This is a genomic window from Nocardia arthritidis NBRC 100137 (genome assembly GCF_001612765.1).
Taxonomy (GTDB): Bacteria; Actinomycetota; Actinomycetes; order Mycobacteriales; family Mycobacteriaceae; genus Nocardia; species Nocardia arthritidis.
Map to the genome: position 1 here is coordinate 1 of NZ_BDBB01000067.1, position 18,803 is coordinate 18,803.

Sequence of the window (18,803 nt, forward strand, 5' to 3'; positions counted from 1 at the left end):
CGACCAGCGCCAGCGCCGCCTCGGGGCCGGGGCAGCTGACCTCGAGCGCCGAGGATCGTCCGGGTTCGGTGAGCGAGCCGTGCGCGAGAAACGCGCCGCGCCAAGCGGCTTCGGCGTCGGCGATGCTGCCGCCGACCACCTGCGCGGGCAGGCCGCGCACCGGACGGCCGCGCACGTCGAGCAGACCGGTCTGCCGGGCCAGCGCCTCGCCCTCCTTGGAGACGCGCACCACGTACCGGGAGGTCTTGCGCAGGCCGCCCGCACCGAGGACGTGTACGTCGGAGCCGTAACCGTAGAGCTCGAAGATCTCCCGGCGCAGCCTGCGCGCGATGGACCCCATGTCCACCTCGGCCTCGACGATCACCCGGCCGCCGACGATGTGCAGGCCGCCCGCGAAACGCAGCAGAGCGGACAGCTCCGCCTTCCGGGAACTCACCTGCGACACCGTGAGCCTGCTCAGCTCATCTTTCACATCGGCTGTCATCGCCACGGGACGCGCTCCTTTCCACCCAACCCGGAACGCACATCCTGGCCCATGTGCCGTCCCTCGACTCGAAGCCCTGCCATTTGCGGCCGAGGTTGCCGGATCAGTTGATCCAGTGCGGCGGCAAGCTTTCCGGGGTGATGCCGGTCCGTTCCCGCTTCGGCGACATCGGAGAAGGTTACTCGTGCCCGCAACTGTTCGGCAGCCCTGGCCACATGTTCCCGCTCGCGGCCCTCCGGCACCGAGCCGGAGTCGACCAGCACCTCGTCGACGACGAATTCCGGTGCGTGCTGGGACAATACATGCAAATGCCGCTCCGCGGAGAAACCGGCGGTCTCCCCCGGCTCCGCGGCGAGATTGAGCACGAGCACTTTCCGGGCCCTGGTGTACACCAGGGCTTCCCGTAGCTCGGGGACCAGGACGTGCGGAATCACGCTGGTGAACCACGATCCCGGGCCGAGCACCACGACGTCCGCGTGTTCGATCGCCGAGGTCGCCTCCGGACTGGCCGGTGGGTCGGACGGAATCAGCCGCACTCGCCGCACCTTACCCGGCGTGGTCGCGATGGCAACTTGGCCGCGAATGCAACGGCTCACCCGTGGATCCGCCTCCAGCCCAGACACATCGGCCTCGATGTCCAGCGCGATCGGCGACATGGGGAGCACTCGTCCGGTGATGCGCAACATGCGGGCGACTTCGTCCAGCGCGGCGACCGGATCGCCGAGCACCTCGGTGAGCCCGGCCAGGATCAGATTGCCCACGGAGTGCCCGGCCAGCGCACCGGTGCCACCGAAACGATGCTGGACGGTCTGCGTCCAGACGCCGTCGGCGTCCGCGGCCAGGGCCGCCAGCGCCATCCGGAGATCCCCAGGCGGCAGCACTCCCAGTTCGGCGCGTAGCCGGCCCGAGGAGCCCCCGTCGTCGGCGACGGTGACCACCGCGCAGATCTTCCTGGTCAGCCGCCGCACCGCGGTCAGCGTCGCGTACAGCCCATGTCCACCACCCAGCGCGACGATGCTGGGATTGGATTCCCAACCGGTCATTCGCGCCCCAGGTCTCGATGGACGACCCGGACCACGTCGGCGGACTCCTCCGGCCCACCGGCGACCTCGCTGATCAACTCGCCCAGTGCCTCGGCAATCGCCACGCTCCGGTGCTTGCCTCCGGTGCAGCCCACTGCGACCGTCATGTATCGCTTCCCCTCTTGGCGGTAACCGTTCGTGGTCAGCTCGACCAGGTGGTGGCAGGTACGCAGATAATCGTCCGCGCCGGGACGCGACAACACGTACTCGCTGACCACCGTCTCCTGACCGGTGTGTTCCCGCAACTCCGGTATCCAATGCGGATTGGGTAGAAAACGCACATCCAACACCATGTCGGCGTCCAGCGGAACCCCGTACTTGAAGCCGAACGACTGCACGGTGAGCTGCAACGCGCTGGGCGCGCCGCCGCCGTAGGCCTCCTCCATCTTGCGGTGCAACTGATGGATGGACAGCTCGGTGGTGTCGATCACGAGGTCGGCGGCGGCCTTCACGGCGGACAGCCGCACCCGCTCGGCGGCGATACCCGCCGACAACGTGCCGTCCTTGCTCTCGCTCTGCAGCGGATGTCTGCGCCGGGCGAAGCCGAAGCGGCGGATCAGCACGTCGTCGGAGGCCTCGAGGAACAGGACCCTGGTGCGCACGCCGAGGGTCCGCAACTGCTCGGTGACCACCGAGAGATCGCCGGTGAAGAACCGGCTGCGCACGTCCATGACCAGCGCGAGGCGGCGGATCGGCGGCTTCGCGGAAGCGCCCAGCTCCACCATCCGCCCGAACAGCTCGGGCGGCAGATTGTCGGCCACGTACCAGCCGAGGTCCTCGAGTACGCGGGCGGCGGTGCCGCGGCCCGCGCCGGAAAGCCCGGTCACGATCACGACCTCGACCTGCGGATTCGCTCCGCCGACGGCGCCGGACGAAGCCACTCGTCCCGCACTCGTCGGCGGACTGCCCGCACTGCTGTTCGATTCGACGCGTGTCATGTCCTACCGGATCCGTGTCTGGGGTGCCTTCCGATCATCGCGCACCGGTTTCGGTATCGGCCGCAGACACACAACGTACGCGATGCCGAAATTTCCGGTGCACTGTCGACTGTCTATTCGGACTCGAGCGCCGCAAGGACCGCTTTCGCGGTCGCCATCCCGATTCCGGGCACCTCGGTGATCTCCTCGACCGTGGCCTGCTTCAGCTTGGCGACCGATCCGAAATGGGTGACCAGCGCGGTCCGGCGCGCCGTGCCGAGCCCCGGCACCGAGTCCAGGGCCGAGGCGGTCATCCGGCGTGAGCGTTTACTGCGATGGAAGGTGATGGCGAAGCGGTGCGCCTCGTCGCGCACCCGTTGCAGCAGGTAGAGCGCCTCGCTGTTGCGCGGCAGGATCACCGGGTCGCTCTCTCCGGGCACCCACACCTCCTCGAGCCGTTTGGCCAGGCCGATCACCGCGACATCGGTGATGCCCAGCTCGTCGAGCACCTCGGCGGCCGCGGCGACCTGGGGCGCGCCGCCGTCGACGACGAACAGGTTGGGCGGATAGGAGAACTTGCGCGGGCGCCCGGTGCGGGGATCGATCCCCGGACGGGAGGTCAGGTCGAGCGCGTCGTCGTCGCTTCCGGTCGCGGCGAGATCGTCCTGCTCCATCATGTCGCGCTCACGGCGCAGCTTGAGGAACCGGCGGCGGGTCACCTCGGCGATGCTGCCGACGTCATCGGAACGGCCGTCGCCTGCCGCTTCCCGGATCGTGTAGTGGCGGTAATCGGACTTGCGGGCCAAGCCGTCCTCGAAGACCACCAGCGAGGCGACCACGTCGGTCCCCTGCACGTGACTGACGTCGACGCACTCGATGCGCAGCGGCGCGGTGTCGAGTTCCAAGGCATCCTGGATCTCTTGCAGCGCTTGCGATCTCGAGGTCAGATCGCCCGCCCGCTTGAGCTTGTGCTGGGCCAGCGCCTCCATCGCGTTGCGCTGTACGGTCTCGGCGAGCGCCTTCTTGTCCCCGCGCTGGGGCACCCGCACCTTCACCGCCGAGCCGCGCAGGCCGGACAGCCACTGCTGGACCTGCTCGATATCGGCGGGCAGCTCGGGCACGAGCACTTCGCGGGGCACCACGGTGGCGAGCAACTCGTCGGCGGACTGCTCGGCCACCGTGACCTGCTCGCCGTAGAACTGGGTGAGGAACTGCTCGACCAGCGCGGCGAGCTCACCGCCCGCGTCCGGGACGTCCACCGCGTCACCCGACTTGTCGACCACCCACCCGCGCTGGCCGCGCACCCGGCCGTCGCGCACATGGAAGACCTGCACCGCCACCTCCAACTCGTCGGCGGCGAAGGCGATGACGTCGGCGTCGGTGCCCGTACCGAGCACCACCGCCTGCTTCTCCAGCGCGCGGCGCAGCGCTTGCACGTCGTCGCGCAGCCGGGCGGCGGCCTCGAAATCCAGGTCTTCCGCGGCGTCGTGCATGCGACGCTCCAGTTCACGGACCAACCGATCGGTGCGGCCGGCGAGGAAGTCGCAGAAGTCCTCGACGATGGCGCGGTGCTCCTCGGCGCTCACCCGCCCGACGCACGGCGCCGAGCACTTGTCGATATAGCCGAGCAGGCAGGGACGCCCGATCTGGTGGTGCCGCCGGAACACGCCGTTGGAACAGGTGCGCGCGGGAAACACTCGCAGCAGCAGATCGAGCGTCTCACGGATGGCCCAGGCGTGCGCGAACGGGCCGAAGTAGCGCACCCCTTTGCGGCGCGCGCCGCGGTAGACGAACAGCCGCGGGTAGTCCTCGTTCAACGTGACCGCGAGCACCGGGTAGGACTTGTCGTCGCGGTAGCGGACGTTGAAGCGGGGATCGAATTCCTTGATCCAGTTGTATTCCAGCTGCAGGGCCTCCACCTCGGTGGAGACGACCGTCCATTCGACGCTCGCGGCCGTGGTGACCATCTGCCTGGTGCGCGGATGCAGGCCGGCGACGTCGGCGAAATATGAGTTCAGTCTGCTGCGCAGGCTCTTTGCCTTGCCGACGTAGATGACCTGCCGATGGGCGTCCCTGAATTTGTAGACACCTGGTTCGACGGGAATCGTGCCCGGCGCGGGCCGGTACGTCGCTGGATCTGCCACCCATCCAGCGTATCGACCGGGACCGACAGCCCGGCCGACGGCGGCCGCGCGTGACTATCCGGAGGCGGGGACCCCGAACCACGCCTTGGCTTCCGGACGGCACAGCAGGTATACGACGGCAGCGGAGGTGGCGAGTGAATACCCCGCGGCGACGACGCCGACGACGGGCGGCACGGTCGCCAGGTCCCTGATCGCCCAGCACCCGACGACCGCTTGCAGGAGTGCCAGCCCGATCGTCAGCCTGCGCACGGCGGGCGCGCCCTCCGCGAATCCGAGCACGAGCAGACCCAGTGCCCACGCCACGCAGAACTGGGTGGACGCCGTGGCGGCCGCGTCGCCACCGCGCGTCAGATTCATCAGCACGGGATAGGCGAGTCCGAATCCCGCCATCCCGGCGACGGCTTCCCGCACATCCCGAACCGCCTCCGGCATGGCGGTTTCCACGCCGACGGACGGCTCCTCACCGGAGAACGCCAAGCTCACAGCCGTACCCCCGTTGGTACCGAACCTTCCGGCGCACCCTGCGAATACACCGGATTCGCACCGTAACACGGTGACAACCCGCGCAACTGGACTTCGCCAAATGAACCAGACGTTCGCTACCACGAACCGACCGCGCGGGTCAGTCCACGAGACCGTGCCGCCGCAGCGCGGCCAGCAGCGCGTCCGGGCGCTCGGCGGTGGGCAGGGCCTCCACCAGAGCGAACCGGCTGCCCAGCGCCTCGGCGCCGCCGTCGGCCTCGGCACTGTCACCGATCATCAGCGCCGCCTCGGCGGGCACGCCCAGATCGCTCAGCGCGCAACGGAAGATTTCCGGGTCGGGCTTCATGGCGCCGACCTCGAAGGAGAGGGTGAACGCGCCGACCAGCCGATCCCAGCCGCGCGCCGCGAACGACGGACGGATGTCGAACGGGATGTTGCTCACCACCGCGACCGGAACGCCGTGTGCCGCCAGCAGATCGAGGACGGCCTCGCTGTCCGGGTACGGCGTCCACTCCAGCGGGTCGAGCAACCGGGCGTAGAGCCGTTCAGCGTCCTCGTCGGTGGGCACGCCCGAGGTGCGCAGCACCTTCATCATCACCTTGCGATGCAGCGCCGGGTCCAGGTCACGGTGGTCCCATGCGTACTGCGTCTCTTCGTCGAATTCGGCGATGTGGTCGACCGGCGCCGTCATGCGCCGCATGATCTCGGCCTTCTCGTCCACGTCGAACGCCTGTCCGTCCGGCCGGGTCAGATCCGCGTACCAGGATTCGTCCGCCTCCAGGCGGAACAAGGTCCCGGAGAAGTCGAACAGCACCGCCTCGCTCGTCACCCGGCCAGCCTACCGACCGCTCGCATCGCGCCGCCCGGACCGCGCGGGGCGGTCCGCACCGTCCCCACCTCGACACACGCTGCGGCCACGGCGATTTCGTCGGTGGGAAGGAAACCGGCGCGGCTGCCGGTGGCTGGGGTTAGAGTCCCGGCATGGGGCACAAGCGAGGAAGTTGGGTCGCCGCCGCGGCGGCGTTCGCACTCACCGTCGGAATGGCCACCGCGTGTTCGTCCGGCGAAAGCCAGGCGGGCGGGGTGTGCGAGACGGTTCCGAACGGCACGCCGGTGACGGCCACGGCGGCGGGACCGACGGGCGGCGGCACCAAGGATCTCAGCACCAACCCCGAAATAGCGAGCGGCTATCGCACGAACATGACGCCGGTGCGCGCGCATACCTTCGCGGTGTCGACGGCGAATCCGGTGTCGACCAAGGCCGCGTGCGAGGTTCTGCGCGACGGCGGTACCGCGGCGGACGCGCTGATCGCGGCACAGACGGTGCTCGGCTTGGTCGAACCGCAGGCTTCCGGTATCGGCGGCGGCGCGTTCCTGCTCTACTACGACGCGAACACCAAGACCGTGGACGCCTACGACGGCCGCGAAGTGGCTCCCGCGGCCGCCACCGAGAACTATCTGCGCTGGACCAGCGACACCGACCGCACCGAACCCAAACCGAACGCGCGGGCCAGCGGCCGATCCATCGGCGTCCCCGGGGTGCTGCGGATGCTCGAGCTTGCGCACCGCGACCACGGCAAGACCGCGTGGCGCGAGCTGTTCGACCCGGCCATCGGACTGGCCGATCAGGGTTTCCCGATCAGTCCCCGCCTCGCCGGGCAGATCGCGGAATCGGCCAAGGATCTCGCCGCGGACGAGGACGCCAAGGCGTACTTCCTCGAGCCGGGCGGCAGCCCGAAGACCGCGGGCACCGTTCTCGCCAACCCCGCGATGGCGAAGACGCTCGGCGCCGTCGCCACCGAGGGCGCGCAGGCCTTCTATACGGGCGCCATCGCCCGCGACATCGCCGCGGCCGCGGGCCGATCCTCCGGCGGCCGCACCCCCGGCCTGATCACGACCGAGGACTTGGCCGGTTACCAGGCGAAGAAGCGCACCGCGTTGTGCACGGGCTATCGCGAGCACGAGATCTGCGGCATGCCCAGTCCCTCCTCGGGCGGCATCGCCGTCGCCGCGACCCTGGGCATCCTGGAGAACTTCGACCTGGCCACCATGCGGCCGGACAACATCGACCGCAACGGCGGCAAACCGAACCCGCAGGCGGTGCACCTCATCTCCGAGGCCGAACGCCTCGCCTACGCCGATCGCAACAAGTACGTGGCCGACACGGATTTCGTCCCGCTGCCCGGCAATTCGGCGCAAACCCTGCTGAATCGAGACTATCTGCGGCAGCGCGCCGGGCTCATCGATCCGAACCGCAGCATGGGCACCGCGCAGCCGGGTGACTTCGGCCCCGTGCCGCTGGGTGTGGGCCCGCAACCGCCCGAGCACGGCACCAGCCACATCTCGGTGGTCGACAAATACGGCAACGCCGCGGCGATGACCACCACCGTGGAGTCGGCGTTCGGTTCGTTCCATCTGGTCGACGGCTTCGTGCTGAACAATCAGCTCACCGACTTCAACGCCGATCCGCTGGGCGCCGACGGCGTCCCGATGGCCAACCGGGTACAGCCGGGCAAGCGCCCGCGCAGCTCGATGAGCCCGACGCTGATCTTCGGCAAGGCCCCCGATGGCTCGCGCGGCGAGCTGACCCACGTCGCGGGCTCGCCAGGCGGCTCGGTGATCATCCAATTCGTGGTGAAGACGCTGGTCAACATGTTCGACTGGGGCCTGGATCCGCAGCAGGCTGTCTCCGCGGTGGCGTTCGGCGCCGGGAACGGACCGTCCACCGGCATCGGCGGTGAGCATCCGGCGATCAACGCCACCGACAACGGCGACCACGACCCGCTCGTGCTGCGGCTGCGGGAGCTTGGCCATCAGGTGTCGGTCGCACCACAGTCCAGCGGCCTGAGCGCCCTCAAACGCAACGGCGCGGACGGCTGGATCGGCGGTGCGGACCCGCGCCGCGAAGGCGCGGTCCTCGGCGACACCCACTGAATCGCCCCGTCCCGGGCTCGGTGGGGAGAGGCCGAGCACCGGGATTGGGCGACTACTTCCTCCGCATCATCGGATACACCACCGGACCCCGTCCGATCGGCAGCTCACCCTGCGGCTCGAACCCGAATCGCTCATAGAAGGGCACCGTGCCGCGGGTATTCGAGATGAGGAAGCAATCCTGCCCGGCCGCCGAGAGCCGTCGCTCGAGCAACGCGCTCGCCAATCCGCTGCCCTGCGCGCCGGGCAGCGTCCCGATGGCGGCCAGGTACAGATGCGGCGTCGCCGGGCGTGCGTGCTCCATCCGCCGCCCGGCGGCCAGCGCCCGCGCCGCGCTCGGCCCCAAGGCTCGCAGCAGGGTCACCGGCTTCGCCATCGGCGCCACCACGTGCGCCGGTTCCCACAGAGCCACACAGGCGAGATTGCCCGCCGCGTCGTGCGCGAGATCGACCAGGCCGTTCTTCCGGCGCGACGCGATGCGCGAATCCCAGAACGGCGGCAGGGCTTCGCGCCGCCGCGGCGACGCCGGCCAGAAATAGGTCATCAGCGGATCGTCGGCGAAAGCCACCGCGAGGACGAACGCACCCGGCTCCATACCGGCGAGGCTAGACCAGCTTCCGAACCCGTGCGAGCGCTGAACGCCGCACCAGCTCACTTGCTCCCGGAATACTTCGCGCCGAGCTCACGCAGCCGCGCCATCGCCCGGGCCGCGTGCTCCTTGTCGTTCGAGCGGATCGCCAGCATCGGGACGTAGTCGTCGTCGACCAATTCCAAACGCGCCCAGGCCTTCCGGTCCGGGAACGACACGCCGCGAATGTAGTCCCACGGGAAATCGTTGTCGCCCAAGATGTTCCGCACGGACACGCCGCGAGCGCCGACGCGAACCCGAGGCCTCGTCAGCAGCAGGACCGCGGCGGCGCCGAGTACGCCGATCCCGATCATCGCGATCTGATCGGCTACCCGGAAGTTGACGCCGGTCGACCCGCTGCGCAGCCAGACGCCGCCCACGGTGAAAGCGGCCGCGATCAGCACCGCCACGATCCAGGCCGTCCGCACCGCACGGCGGGGACGCACCTCGAACTCCCACCCGGCCTCGTCGCCGGCCGCCGGGGCCGAGCGCGCGTTCCTCCGGAAGATACGGACGACCGGCATCGTCACGCGGACTGTCGCAGGGCGCGCAGCGTCAGCGCGGCGTCCAGCGCCGCGGCTGCCGCCTGCTCGCCCTTGTTCTCTTGGGATTCCGGCAACCCGGCCCGGTCCAGGGCCTGCCGCTCGTTGTTGGTGGTGAGGACCCCGTTCGCGACCGGCGTGCCCTCATCCAGCGAAACCCGGGTGAGCCCCGCGGTCACCGCGTCGCAGACGTACTCGAAATGCGGGGTGTCACCGCGGATCACCACACCGAGCGCCACCACCGCGTCATGTGACCTGGCCAGCTCCTGAGCCACCACCGGCAGCTCCATCGCGCCGGCGCAGCGCACCACCGTGATCTGCTGGACACCCGCCTCCTCGGCCACCCGCTCGGCGTTCGCCACCAGGGTGTCGCAGATCTGGGTGTGCCAGCGCGAGGCGACGATACCCAAGGAGAGGTCCTTGGCGTCCGCCAGCGCGAAGGTCGGTACCCCGGTACCGCTCATCGATGTCCGCCTTTCCGGTGTGCTCGCAGTTCAGTGCGCTGTCTCGCCGAGATCGAGTTCGTCGAGGCCGATCAGGTCGTGCCCCATCCGGTCCCGCTTGGTGCGCAGGTAGCGCAGGTTTTCCGCGTTCGCACGCAACGGCATCGGCACCCGATCGGTGATCCGCAGGCCATAGCCGTCCAACCCGACCCGCTTGGCGGGGTTGTTGGTGAGCAATCGCATGGAGCGAAGGCCCAGATCCACCAGGATCTGCGCGCCGGTGCCGTAGTCGCGCGCATCCGCGGGCAGCCCCAGCTCCAGATTCGCGTCGACCGTGTCGTGGCCGGAATCCTGCAACTGGTAGGCCTGCAACTTGTGCATCAGGCCGATGCCGCGCCCTTCGTGACCGCGCATGTACAGCACCACGCCGCGCCCCTCGGCCGCGACCATCTCCAACGCGGCATCCAGTTGCGGACCGCAGTCGCAGCGCAACGACCCGAACACGTCGCCGGTCAAGCACTCCGAGTGCACCCGAACCAGGACGTCCTCACCGTCGCCGATGTCGCCGCGCACCAGCGCGACGTGCTCGACCTCGTCGTAGATGCTCTGATAGCCGACGGCCATGAACTCGCCGTGCGCGGTGGGGATACGGGCCTCGGCGACGCGCACCACGTGCTTCTCGTGCCTGCGCCGCCACGCGATCATGTCGGCGATCGAGATCAGCGCCAGCTCGTGCTCGTCGGCGAAGACGCGCAACTCCTCGGTGCGGGCCATGTGGCCCTCGTCCTTCTGACTGACGATCTCGCAGATCACACCCGCCGGACGCAAACCGGCCATGCGCGCCAGATCCACGGCCGCCTCGGTGTGGCCGGGCCTGCGCAGCACGCCACCGTCCTTGGCGCGCAACGGCACCACGTGGCCGGGCCGGGTGAAATCGTCGGCCTTGGCGTCGGCGTCGGCCAGCAGCCGCATGGTGGTGGCGCGGTCGGCGCCGGAGATACCGGTCGTGACGCCCTCGCGCGCGTCCACCGAGACGGTGTAGGCGGTGCCGTGCTTGTCCTGGTTCATCGCGTACATCGGCGGCAGGCCCAGCCGATCGCAATCGTCACCCGTGAGCGGCACACAGATGTAACCGGAGGTGTAGCGGATCATGAAGGCGACCAGCTCCGGGGTGGCCTTCTCCGCCGCGAAGATGAGGTCGCCCTCGTTCTCACGGTCCTCGTCGTCGACGACGACGACCGCCTTACCGGCGGCGATATCGGCGACTGCGCGCTCGATGCTGTCGAACCTGGTCACGTCTGTTGTGCTCCATCTCGAAATAGGTGCCTCACCACAGTACTGTGCTTGATTTGCCGCGACTGCGTCGCGGCGTGTTCGCGGCCCTGCGCACCGCGAACGGGCGGCCATTCGCGGTGCTCGGGTCGCAGACGCGGGAACCGAGGGGATGCGAACCATGCCCGATCGGTTTCGGCGCGCTCGAGCGAAGCCGCCCCGACGGCACCGGACGGTGATCACCGATCCCGCACGCACAGCGCTTCCCGGCACGCCGCGCGGTGGGAGCGTCCTCGTCGCCGCGCGCCCTCGTCCGGCGTGGGCGGGGACGAGCGGGGCGGTCACGGTCAGCCGCGCTGCTGGAGGCGTTCGACGTACTTGGCGATCACGTCGACCTCCAAGTTCACGGTGGTGCCGACGGTGGCGAAGCCCAGGTTGGTCAGCGAGAGGGTGGTGGGGATGAGGGAGACCTCGAACCAGTCCCGGCTGCCGGCTTCGGCGGGCTCGTCGGAGACGCCGAGTCCGGAGACGGTGAGCGAGATGCCGTCGACCGTGATCGAACCCTTCTGCACGACGTAGCGGGCGATGTTCTCGGGCAGCGAGATCCGCACCACGTCCCAGTTCTCCGAGGGAGTGCGCGAGAGTACGGTGCCGGTGCCGTCGACATGTCCTTGGACCAGATGCCCGCCGAGCCTGCTGTTGAGCGCCGCGGCGCGCTCGAGATTCACCTTGTCACCGACATCCAATTGGCCGATGCCGGAGCGGTTGAGTGTCTCGGCCATGACGTCGACGGTGAACGAGTCGCCGCCGATCACCTCCACGACGGTCAGGCACACCCCGTTCACGGCGATCGAATCACCGTGCCCGGCATCGGAGGTCACCAGCTTGCCCTTGATCGTCAGCCGCGCGGCGTCGGTCAGCTGCTCGCTGGCGACGATCTCGCCGAGTTCCTCGACGATGCCTGTGAACATGTGCCCTGACTCCCTGTCGCGTCGTTGTCTTCCGGTTGCGCAACAGCGCCGGACCCGGCCGCTATTCCCGCGCCCACTCAGCCTAATGACGCGGCGGCAGCCGGAGACAGCGGCGCTCCGGAGCGGAACGGCGCACCGCCTATCACACCGGAAGCAGACCGGCGGGCGGGCCGAGGCGCCCGGAACCGGCCGGTCCCATCGAATATGGAACGAAATATGTCCACATAGGCCGCGAACACCGCGGAGCACGGGATCCGGCGATTATTCGACGGCAGCAGACATACCGGACGTATTTATTTATCCCATGGGAGTTTGCCGATCCATACTCGATACCCGAAAGAAACACGCTTATAACGCAGATTTCGCGCTACGGCGGGACCGGAAGCGATATCGTTACGCGGCCGACTTCTCGCGTTCAACAATTCCGCCCAGGCAGCTCGATGGGATGCTCTACCAGGCCATACGGCGGACGACCGGGAAGCCTGTCGCACGATGTCCACTCCTCGAGAAAGCCGGAGAACACAGTGGAACAAAATGGGTCGGACACAGCCGGGGGCGCGGTGTGACCACATTTCTCGATTCGACGCCGGAAGTTCGCTGCTCACGGTATCGGCGCGAATTCCAGCTGCCCGCATCGATGGATCCCGGTTCGCATCGTATTCTCCTGCACATCGGCGTCGACTACGGTGCCGTCACCATGCCCGCAGAACTCGGCGAGCAGGTATTGCGACAACTCGTCCAGGACGGAATCGCCGGCCCGGTCGTCGACCATCCGCGGGCCAGGCACTGGACTTTCCTCACCGGCCCCGCCGGGCCCGACGCGTTCAGCCCGGCGGTCTCGGCCGAACTGTTCCGCCTGTACGCGGCGGTGGCCTGCGCGGGCAGCCAGGTGGTGCTGCCTTCACCGGAGGACGAGCGCACCGGCTACCGCGTGTGGATCCGGTCGCCCGAGGCCGGGCCGCGCCGCCCGTCGATCAGCGCGATGATCGAGACGATCCGCGCGGTCGCCGCACGGCGGACCCGGGCCGGATAGACCCGATCAGCGCGCCCACGCCGAGGCCGCCTGATCGCGCAACTTCTGCACGGTGGCCCCGGGGTCGGCGGTGCTGTAGACCGCGGACCCGGCGACGAAGCAGTCCACTCCCGCCTCCGCGGCCGCCTCGATGGTGTCGGCGTTGATGCCGCCATCGATCTCCACCAGCAGCCGCAGCGCGCCGGAATCGACCAGGTTCCGCACGATGCGCGCCTTCTGCAACACCTCCGGGATGAACGACTGCCCGCCGAAGCCCGGTTCCACGCTCATCACCAGCAGGGTGTCGAAATCGCGGAGGATCTCCAGGTACGGCTCGATCGGCGTGCCGGGCTTCACCGAGAGGCCCGCCTTGGCTCCCGCGGCGCGGATGTCGCGCGCCACGGCGATCGGATCGTCGGTCGCCTCCGCGTGGAAGGTCACATTGTGCGCGCCCGCCTCGGCGTACGGGGGCGCCCAGCGGCCCGGATCCTCGATCATCAGGTGGCAGTCCAGCGGGATCTCGGTCGCCTTCAGCAGGCTCTCCACCACCGGAAGGCCGAGCGTGAGATTCGGCACGAAGTGCGCGTCCATCACATCGACGTGCAGCCAGTCGGCGCCTGCGACGGCCTTCGCTTCGTCCGCGAGATGCGCGAAGTCGGCGGAGAGAATGGACGGGGCGATCATTGGAACGGCCGGACGCGGGTAAGTCGGGTTGGACACAACGCCGGAGTCTAACGGTCCCCGGGGTTGCCCAGCGCGGGAGTGGGTAGCCTGCATAGGGTGATCAATATTTCGGCGGAACAGGGGCTCTACAGCACCCCGGTGGAGATTCGGGTGGCGGCGTCGGTGACACAACTGCCCATCGTGCGTGGGCTCGCCGAAACCCTCGTCCTACTCAGCGAATTCACGCTGGACGAGGTGGCCGACATCCGGCTGGCCGTCGACGAGGTCTGCTCGACGCTGATCGCGGTCGCCGCCCCGGAAACGAGCCTGAACTGCCGGTTCACCGTCGGTGACACCGAGTTGCTCGTCCGGGTCGAAGGCATCGCGGAGAAACCGGGACTGCCCGACCAGCGCAGCTTCGGCTGGCATGTGCTGCGCACCCTCACCGACGCGGTGGACGCGACCCAGGATTCGTACGACCCGGCGATCTCCGGATATCCGACAACGGTCGAGTTCCGTCGGGTCCGGGGGAAGGCGTAGTGGCGGACGAAGAAACCGTGTTCGATGCACAGCGCGACGAGGACGCAGACACGCTGACCACCGAGGACCCCGTCGACGCCGTCGACGCCGAGGAAACCCTGGAAGCGGCGGGAACGGTCCCCGGCTACGACGACGTCGGATTGCTCTTCGAGCAGCTCGCGGCCAGCGAGAAGGGGACGGCGCGGCATGCCGCGCTCCGCGCGGAGCTGATCAGCCGCTGCATTCCGCTCGCCGACCACATCGCCCGCAAGTTCAGCGGGCGCGGTGAGCCGTTCGATGATCTGACCCAGGTGGCGCGGGTCGGCTTGGTGCACGCGGTGGACCGTTTCGACGTGGAGCGCGGCTCGAATTTCCTGTCTTTCGCGGTGCCGACCATCATGGGCGAGGTCCGCCGGTATTTCCGCGACAACACCTGGGCGATGCGGGTGCCGAGACGGGTCAAGGAGACTCACCTACGCATCGGCGCGGCGATCGACAGTCTCTCCCAGACCCTCGGCCGCTCCCCGACGGCGAAGGAGATCGCCGCGGAGCTGGACGTCGATCCGGACGAGGTGACCCAGGCGGTCATCGCGGGCAACGCCTACCAGCCGAGTTCGATCGACGCGGCCACCCTCGGCCGCGACACCGACGCCTCGCTGCTGGACACCCTCGGCGAGGAGGAGTCCCAGTTCGATCGGGTCGAGGAGTATGTCGCGATCCGGCCGCTGCTGGCCGGGCTGCCCGAGCGGGAACGGCGCATCCTCACCATGCGGTTCTTCGAATCGATGACCCAGACCCAGATCGCGCAGCAGATGGGCATCTCCCAGATGCACGTGTCGCGCATCCTGGCGAAAACCCTTGCCCGTCTGCGCGAACAGTCCAGCCGGGAATGAGCGCGTTCAGCGGCTTTCGGGTTCGCGCGACTCGCGCGCCTTCGCCGGGGCGGTGAGCCACCGCGCGGCGTCGTCGGGCAGTTCCCGCCACTGGTCGGGCGCGACGTGGTCGACGTCGATCACGACCAGGTAGCTTCCTCCACCTCCGGCAGTTCGGCAGCCATGACCACCACGTGCCGCCAGGTCATCGTCATGGTCGGAGGGCGCGGCGGGTCCGCGCGTCCGGCGCGGACGAATGGCATGCCGCTCAGCGCGGCTTGCGCAGCGCGGCCGAGAACATGGCGTCGGTGCCGTGCCGGTGTGGCCACAGCTGCGCCCCCGGTCCGTCCCCGACATCGGTGACGCCGGGCAGCAGCTCGCGGGTGTCGAGTTGCTCGGCGCCGAGGCGGCGCACCGCGTCGGCGACGATCGACACCGTCTCCGGCAGATGCGGCGAGCAGGTCGAATACACCACGACACCACCCGGGCGCAGCAACTCCCATGCGGCGGAAAGTAATTCGCGCTGCAGGACGACCAGTTCGCGGACGTCCGCGGGGGTGCGCCGCCAGCGCGCCTCCGGCCTGCGGCGCAGCGCGCCGAGCCCGGTGCACGGAGCATCCACCAGGATGCGGTCATAGCCCGGAGTCAGTCCGCTGGCGCGGCCGTCGGCGACGTGGACGTCCACCGGCAGGTCACGCACGGCCTTGCGCACCAGTTCGGCGCGGTGCGCGGCGGGCTCGACCGCGTCCACCCGGAAGCCGTCGATCGCGGCGATCGCCCCCAGCAGCGCGGCCTTGCCGCCCGGTCCGGCACACAGGTCCAGCCAGCGACCGGTGTCCGGTCCGTCGAGCTCGGCCCTGGTCAGCGCCAGCGCCACCAGCTGGCTGCCTTCGTCCTGTACGGCCGCCATGCCCTCGCGCACCGGCTCGAGCTTGCCCGGGTCACCGCCGTCCAGGTAGACCGCGTACGGCGACCAGCGGCCCTCCTCGCCGCCGGTCACCAGCGCGAGTTCCTCCGCGGTGATGTCGCCCGGGCGGGCCACGAGATGCACCAGTGGCCGAGAGTCGTCGGCGGCGAGCACCTCGCGCAACTCCCCCGCTCGCGCTCCCAGCGCGTCGGCGAACGCCTGCGCGATCCAGACCGGGTGCGCGTACTCGAACGCCAGACGGCCGACCGGATCGGCGGGCGCGAGCGCCTCCACCCACTGCTCAGGGGTCTTCTCCGCCGCCCGACGGAGCACGGCGTTGACGAATCCCGCCTTGCCCGCGCCGAATTCGGAGCGCGCCAATGCCACCGAGGTGTCCACCGCGGCGTGCGCGCCGATCCTGGTGCGCAGCAGCTGGTAGACGCCGAGCCGGAGCACGTCCAGCAGCGGTCCGTCGATCTCCTCGATCGGCCGGCCCGCCCCCTCGGCGATCACCGCGTCGAGCAGACCCAGCGACCGGCACGCACCGTAGGCGAGTTCGGTCGCCAACGCCGCGTCCCGACCCGACAATCCCAGCTCCCGCAGCAGAGCGGGCAGAACGAGGTTGGCGTAGGCGTCGCGCTCCCGGACCGCTCGCAGCACATCCCTCGCGGCCGTCCGCGGCGGATCGGCGGGCTCTCTACGATGCGGTCGCCTGCCTGCGGTGGCTTTGGATCCCGAAGACGGCCGCCCGGCGGTGGAACGATCCGACCGGCCCGTCGCCGCGCGTTGTCCCGCGCCGCCGCGCCGTTCGTCGCGGTCGCGACCGCGCGCCTCGGCTCGCCCGCTGCCTGCCCGTGGATCGGCCGCTCGTGACCGTCCCGCGCCATTGCGGTCCTGCCGCGGACCACCCTGCGTACGAGGCCGACCGGCCTCGCCGGAACGGTTCGGCGCGGACTCACGGTCGTCGCGCCGCCGGTCGCGGGCGTTGTCGTCACCGGGCCGGTTGCCGCGCGGCGTCATTCGACCACCGCGCCGGGCTGCAGGCGGGCGCCGCGCGCCCAGTCGAGCGCGGCCATCATGCGCTTGCCCTGCGGCTGCACCTGATCCAGCCGCACGGCGGTGGTGGCGGTGCCGACGAACACGCCGGACTTGCGCACCTCGATGACGCGTTCCGGCAACTCCTCCTCGACCAGCTCGACCGGCCCCAGCTTCAGCCGCGTGCCGCCCACCTCGGTCCAGGCCCCGGGGGCCGGGGTGACCGCGCGAATCCGCCTGCTGATGGCCAGCGCCGGTTGGTCCCAGCGCACATGCCCGGCCTCGACACCGACCTTGGGCGCGTAGGAGACGCCGTCGGTGGACTGCGCGACGGCCTGCAAGGTCCCGTCCTCCACTCCGTCGAGCGTTGCTTCCAGCAGGCGGGAGCCGCTGTCGGCCAGGCGCTGCAGCAGGGTGCCCGCGGTATCGGTGACGGCGATCTTCTCGGTCACCATGCCGAAGACCGGACCGGTGTCCAACCCGGTCTCGATCTGGAAGGTGGAGGCGCCGGTGATCTCGTCACCCGCGTCGATCGCCGCCTGCACCGGCGCCGCGCCCCGCCACGCGGGCAGCAGCGAGAAATGCAGGTTGATCCAGCCGAAGCGCGGGATGTCGAGCACCGGCTCGGGCAGCAGAGCGCCATAGGCGACGACGGGACAGCAGTCCGGCGCCAAGTCGGTGAGCTGCGCCAGGAATTCCGGCTCCGAAGGACGCCGCGGGGTGAGGACCGGGATGCCGTGTTCGTCGGCCAGCTGACCGACCGGCGACCTGGTCACTTTCCGGCCGCGCCCTGCGACCGCGTCCGGCCGCGTCACCACGGCGATCACCTCGTGACGCGCCGATTCCAGCAAACGCCGCAGCGACGGAACCGCCGGTTCCGGGGTGCCCGCGAAGACGACGCGCATCAGCGGCCGGCCCCGAACGGGTTGGGTCGGCCCGAGCCGCTCATCGAGCGCGCGGGACGCACCGTCAATCCCGCTGTGAACCAATCGGATTCGCGGATCACCCGCATCGCCTCCTTGCGCTGGGCCGGGTCGAGACGGTCGATGAACAGCACCCCGTCGAGATGATCGGTCTCGTGCTGCACGCACCGCGCGAGCAGCCCTTCCGCCTCGAAAGCGACGGGCGCGCCGTCGACGTCCACACCGGACGCTCGCACACGCAAGGCCCGGCGCGTGTCGTAGCGCACGCCGGGGATCGACAGGCAGCCTTCCGGGCCGACCTGCTCTTCGTCGCCGCCGACCTCCCACTGCGGGTTCACCAGATGCCCCGAAGCGTCGCCGGTGTCGTAGACGAATACGCGCAGCCCGACCCCGATCTGCGGCGCGGCCATCCCGACCCCGCCGTCGTCGTGCATGGTCTCGGTCAGGTCGGTCACCAGCTGCCGCAGATCGCGGTCGAACGCGGTGACCTCCGCGGCGCGGGCACGCAGGATGGGATCGCCGAACAGGCGAACGGGCTGGATGGTCACGGCTGGCTCCCGGAAGCGGATGAATACGGTCGCCCCATTCTAGTGAGACACCCGGAAATCCCCGATTCGCCGGCCGGAAGCTGATAGAACTCCTATGCGGTCCGGGCGGGGTGTCGATCCCCCCGTCCGGCCGCCCGGAAAAGCACTGGTCAGCGACCTGTCGGTGGCACCTGACCTGCTCCTCACCTGCAGGTTCACAACACGTCGGCGCGTTTCACGACAGAACGTAACGGGATCGTGGCGACGGCGTCAACACCGCAGGTCAGAACGGTTTCGGTCTCCGTGGTGACGGCGTCACCAGTGAAGTGGTGACGCCGTCACCACCCACCGACCAGACGCGGTCGCTCGGCCTGCACGCGTTGACCCGCACCAGATCGTTACGGACCACAGCCCGCGACAAGGTCGAGTTCGTTCTGCGTACCGCCGG

The 18,803-nt window shown here is 69.5% G+C and carries 19 protein-coding genes and 1 pseudogene; 4 read left to right on the top strand and 16 right to left on the bottom strand.

All coding sequences use genetic code 11. The features are described from left to right. The 6 genes from whiA to NA8_RS30940 form a co-directional block, all read right to left on the bottom strand. Positions 1-490, bottom strand: a 490-nt coding sequence (whiA, locus tag NA8_RS30915) for a DNA-binding protein WhiA (protein WP_084467219.1), incomplete at its 3' end; no start/stop codon positions are given. Next, positions 481-1,527 carry a gluconeogenesis factor YvcK family protein gene (locus NA8_RS30920; protein WP_043693713.1) on the bottom strand — a complete coding sequence of 349 codons (1,047 nt, stop codon included), beginning with the start codon at positions 1,525-1,527 and terminating at the stop codon, positions 481-483. The genes NA8_RS30920 and whiA, both read right to left, overlap by 10 nt. After that, positions 1,524-2,504: an RNase adapter RapZ gene (gene rapZ / locus NA8_RS30925; RefSeq protein WP_084467220.1), complete on the bottom strand. Its 981-nt coding sequence runs from the start codon at positions 2,502-2,504 to the stop codon at positions 1,524-1,526. Before rapZ ends, NA8_RS30920 begins: the two co-directional genes overlap by 4 nt. Before the next feature lie 113 nt (positions 2,505-2,617). Beyond that, the gene (gene uvrC / locus NA8_RS30930; protein ID WP_063053839.1) at positions 2,618-4,627 is read right to left on the bottom strand and encodes an excinuclease ABC subunit UvrC; all 2,010 of its coding nucleotides are present in this window, start codon (positions 4,625-4,627) and stop codon (positions 2,618-2,620) included. Positions 4,628-4,681: 54 nt separating this feature from the next. Then, positions 4,682-5,110: a hypothetical protein gene (locus tag NA8_RS30935; RefSeq protein ID WP_063053840.1), complete on the bottom strand. Its 429-nt coding sequence runs from the start codon at positions 5,108-5,110 to the stop codon at positions 4,682-4,684. A gap of 139 nt (positions 5,111-5,249) precedes the next feature. Beyond that, on the bottom strand, positions 5,250-5,939 hold the full coding sequence (locus NA8_RS30940) for an HAD family hydrolase (RefSeq protein WP_063053841.1): 690 nt from the start codon (positions 5,937-5,939) through the stop codon (positions 5,250-5,252). A 152-nt stretch (positions 5,940-6,091) separates the two neighbouring features. Between NA8_RS30940 and NA8_RS30945 the strand changes: the two genes are divergently transcribed. Continuing rightward, positions 6,092-8,044: a gamma-glutamyltransferase family protein gene (locus tag NA8_RS30945; RefSeq protein ID WP_063053842.1), complete on the top strand. Its 1,953-nt coding sequence runs from the start codon at positions 6,092-6,094 to the stop codon at positions 8,042-8,044. Positions 8,045-8,096: 52 nt separating this feature from the next. On the opposite strand, the gene NA8_RS30950 is transcribed toward NA8_RS30945, so the two are convergent. The 5 genes from NA8_RS30950 to NA8_RS30970 form a co-directional block, all read right to left on the bottom strand. After that, the gene (locus NA8_RS30950; protein ID WP_063053843.1) at positions 8,097-8,636 is read right to left on the bottom strand and encodes a GNAT family N-acetyltransferase; all 540 of its coding nucleotides are present in this window, start codon (positions 8,634-8,636) and stop codon (positions 8,097-8,099) included. A 56-nt stretch (positions 8,637-8,692) separates the two neighbouring features. Continuing rightward, positions 8,693-9,193 (bottom strand): PH domain-containing protein, encoded by a 501-nt coding sequence (locus NA8_RS30955; RefSeq protein WP_084467221.1) that lies wholly within the window; start codon positions 9,191-9,193, stop codon positions 8,693-8,695. Positions 9,194-9,195: 2 nt separating this feature from the next. Then, positions 9,196-9,675: a 6,7-dimethyl-8-ribityllumazine synthase gene (ribH, locus tag NA8_RS30960; protein WP_063053844.1), complete on the bottom strand. Its 480-nt coding sequence runs from the start codon at positions 9,673-9,675 to the stop codon at positions 9,196-9,198. A 30-nt stretch (positions 9,676-9,705) separates the two neighbouring features. Then, a complete protein-coding gene (locus NA8_RS30965; protein WP_063053845.1) occupies positions 9,706-10,950 on the bottom strand; it encodes a bifunctional 3,4-dihydroxy-2-butanone-4-phosphate synthase/GTP cyclohydrolase II in 1,245 nt (414 codons plus the stop codon). 323 nt (positions 10,951-11,273) lie between these two features. Next, positions 11,274-11,897, bottom strand: a complete 624-nt coding sequence (locus NA8_RS30970) for a riboflavin synthase (RefSeq protein ID WP_063053846.1) — start codon at positions 11,895-11,897, stop codon at positions 11,274-11,276. Between the two features lie 562 nt (positions 11,898-12,459). On the opposite strand from NA8_RS30970, the gene NA8_RS30975 reads away from it, so the two are divergent. Next, positions 12,460-12,930: a hypothetical protein gene (locus tag NA8_RS30975; protein WP_063053847.1), complete on the top strand. Its 471-nt coding sequence runs from the start codon at positions 12,460-12,462 to the stop codon at positions 12,928-12,930. A 6-nt stretch (positions 12,931-12,936) separates the two neighbouring features. On the opposite strand, the gene rpe is transcribed toward NA8_RS30975, so the two are convergent. Beyond that, positions 12,937-13,593, bottom strand: coding sequence for a ribulose-phosphate 3-epimerase (rpe, locus tag NA8_RS30980; protein ID WP_063053848.1), 657 nt, complete (start codon positions 13,591-13,593; stop codon positions 12,937-12,939). 96 nt (positions 13,594-13,689) lie between these two features. Between rpe and NA8_RS30985 the strand changes: the two genes are divergently transcribed. Beyond that, positions 13,690-14,112, top strand: a complete 423-nt coding sequence (locus NA8_RS30985; RefSeq protein WP_063053863.1) for an ATP-binding protein — start codon at positions 13,690-13,692, stop codon at positions 14,110-14,112. Next, complete coding sequence (locus NA8_RS30990; RefSeq protein WP_084467222.1) at positions 14,112-14,984, top strand: RNA polymerase sigma factor SigF; 873 nt, start codon at positions 14,112-14,114, stop codon at positions 14,982-14,984. Before NA8_RS30985 ends, NA8_RS30990 begins: the two co-directional genes overlap by 1 nt. A gap of 119 nt (positions 14,985-15,103) precedes the next feature. On the opposite strand, the gene NA8_RS35605 is transcribed toward NA8_RS30990, so the two are convergent. The 4 genes and pseudogenes from NA8_RS35605 to def form a co-directional block, all read right to left on the bottom strand. Beyond that, positions 15,104-15,226, bottom strand: a complete 123-nt coding sequence (locus tag NA8_RS35605) for a hypothetical protein (RefSeq protein WP_281199195.1) — start codon at positions 15,224-15,226, stop codon at positions 15,104-15,106. 5 nt (positions 15,227-15,231) lie between these two features. Next, a pseudogene (locus NA8_RS30995) lies at positions 15,232-16,557 on the bottom strand (RsmB/NOP family class I SAM-dependent RNA methyltransferase); the annotation flags it as partial. 329 nt (positions 16,558-16,886) lie between these two features. Further along, entirely contained in the window at positions 16,887-17,810 is a 924-nt protein-coding gene (gene fmt / locus NA8_RS31000) for a methionyl-tRNA formyltransferase (RefSeq protein WP_063053850.1), read from the bottom strand. After that, a complete protein-coding gene (gene def, locus NA8_RS31005; protein ID WP_063053851.1) occupies positions 17,810-18,376 on the bottom strand; it encodes a peptide deformylase in 567 nt (188 codons plus the stop codon). The genes fmt and def overlap by 1 nt, the downstream gene beginning before the upstream one ends. Between the last annotated feature and the right edge of the window lie 427 nt (positions 18,377-18,803).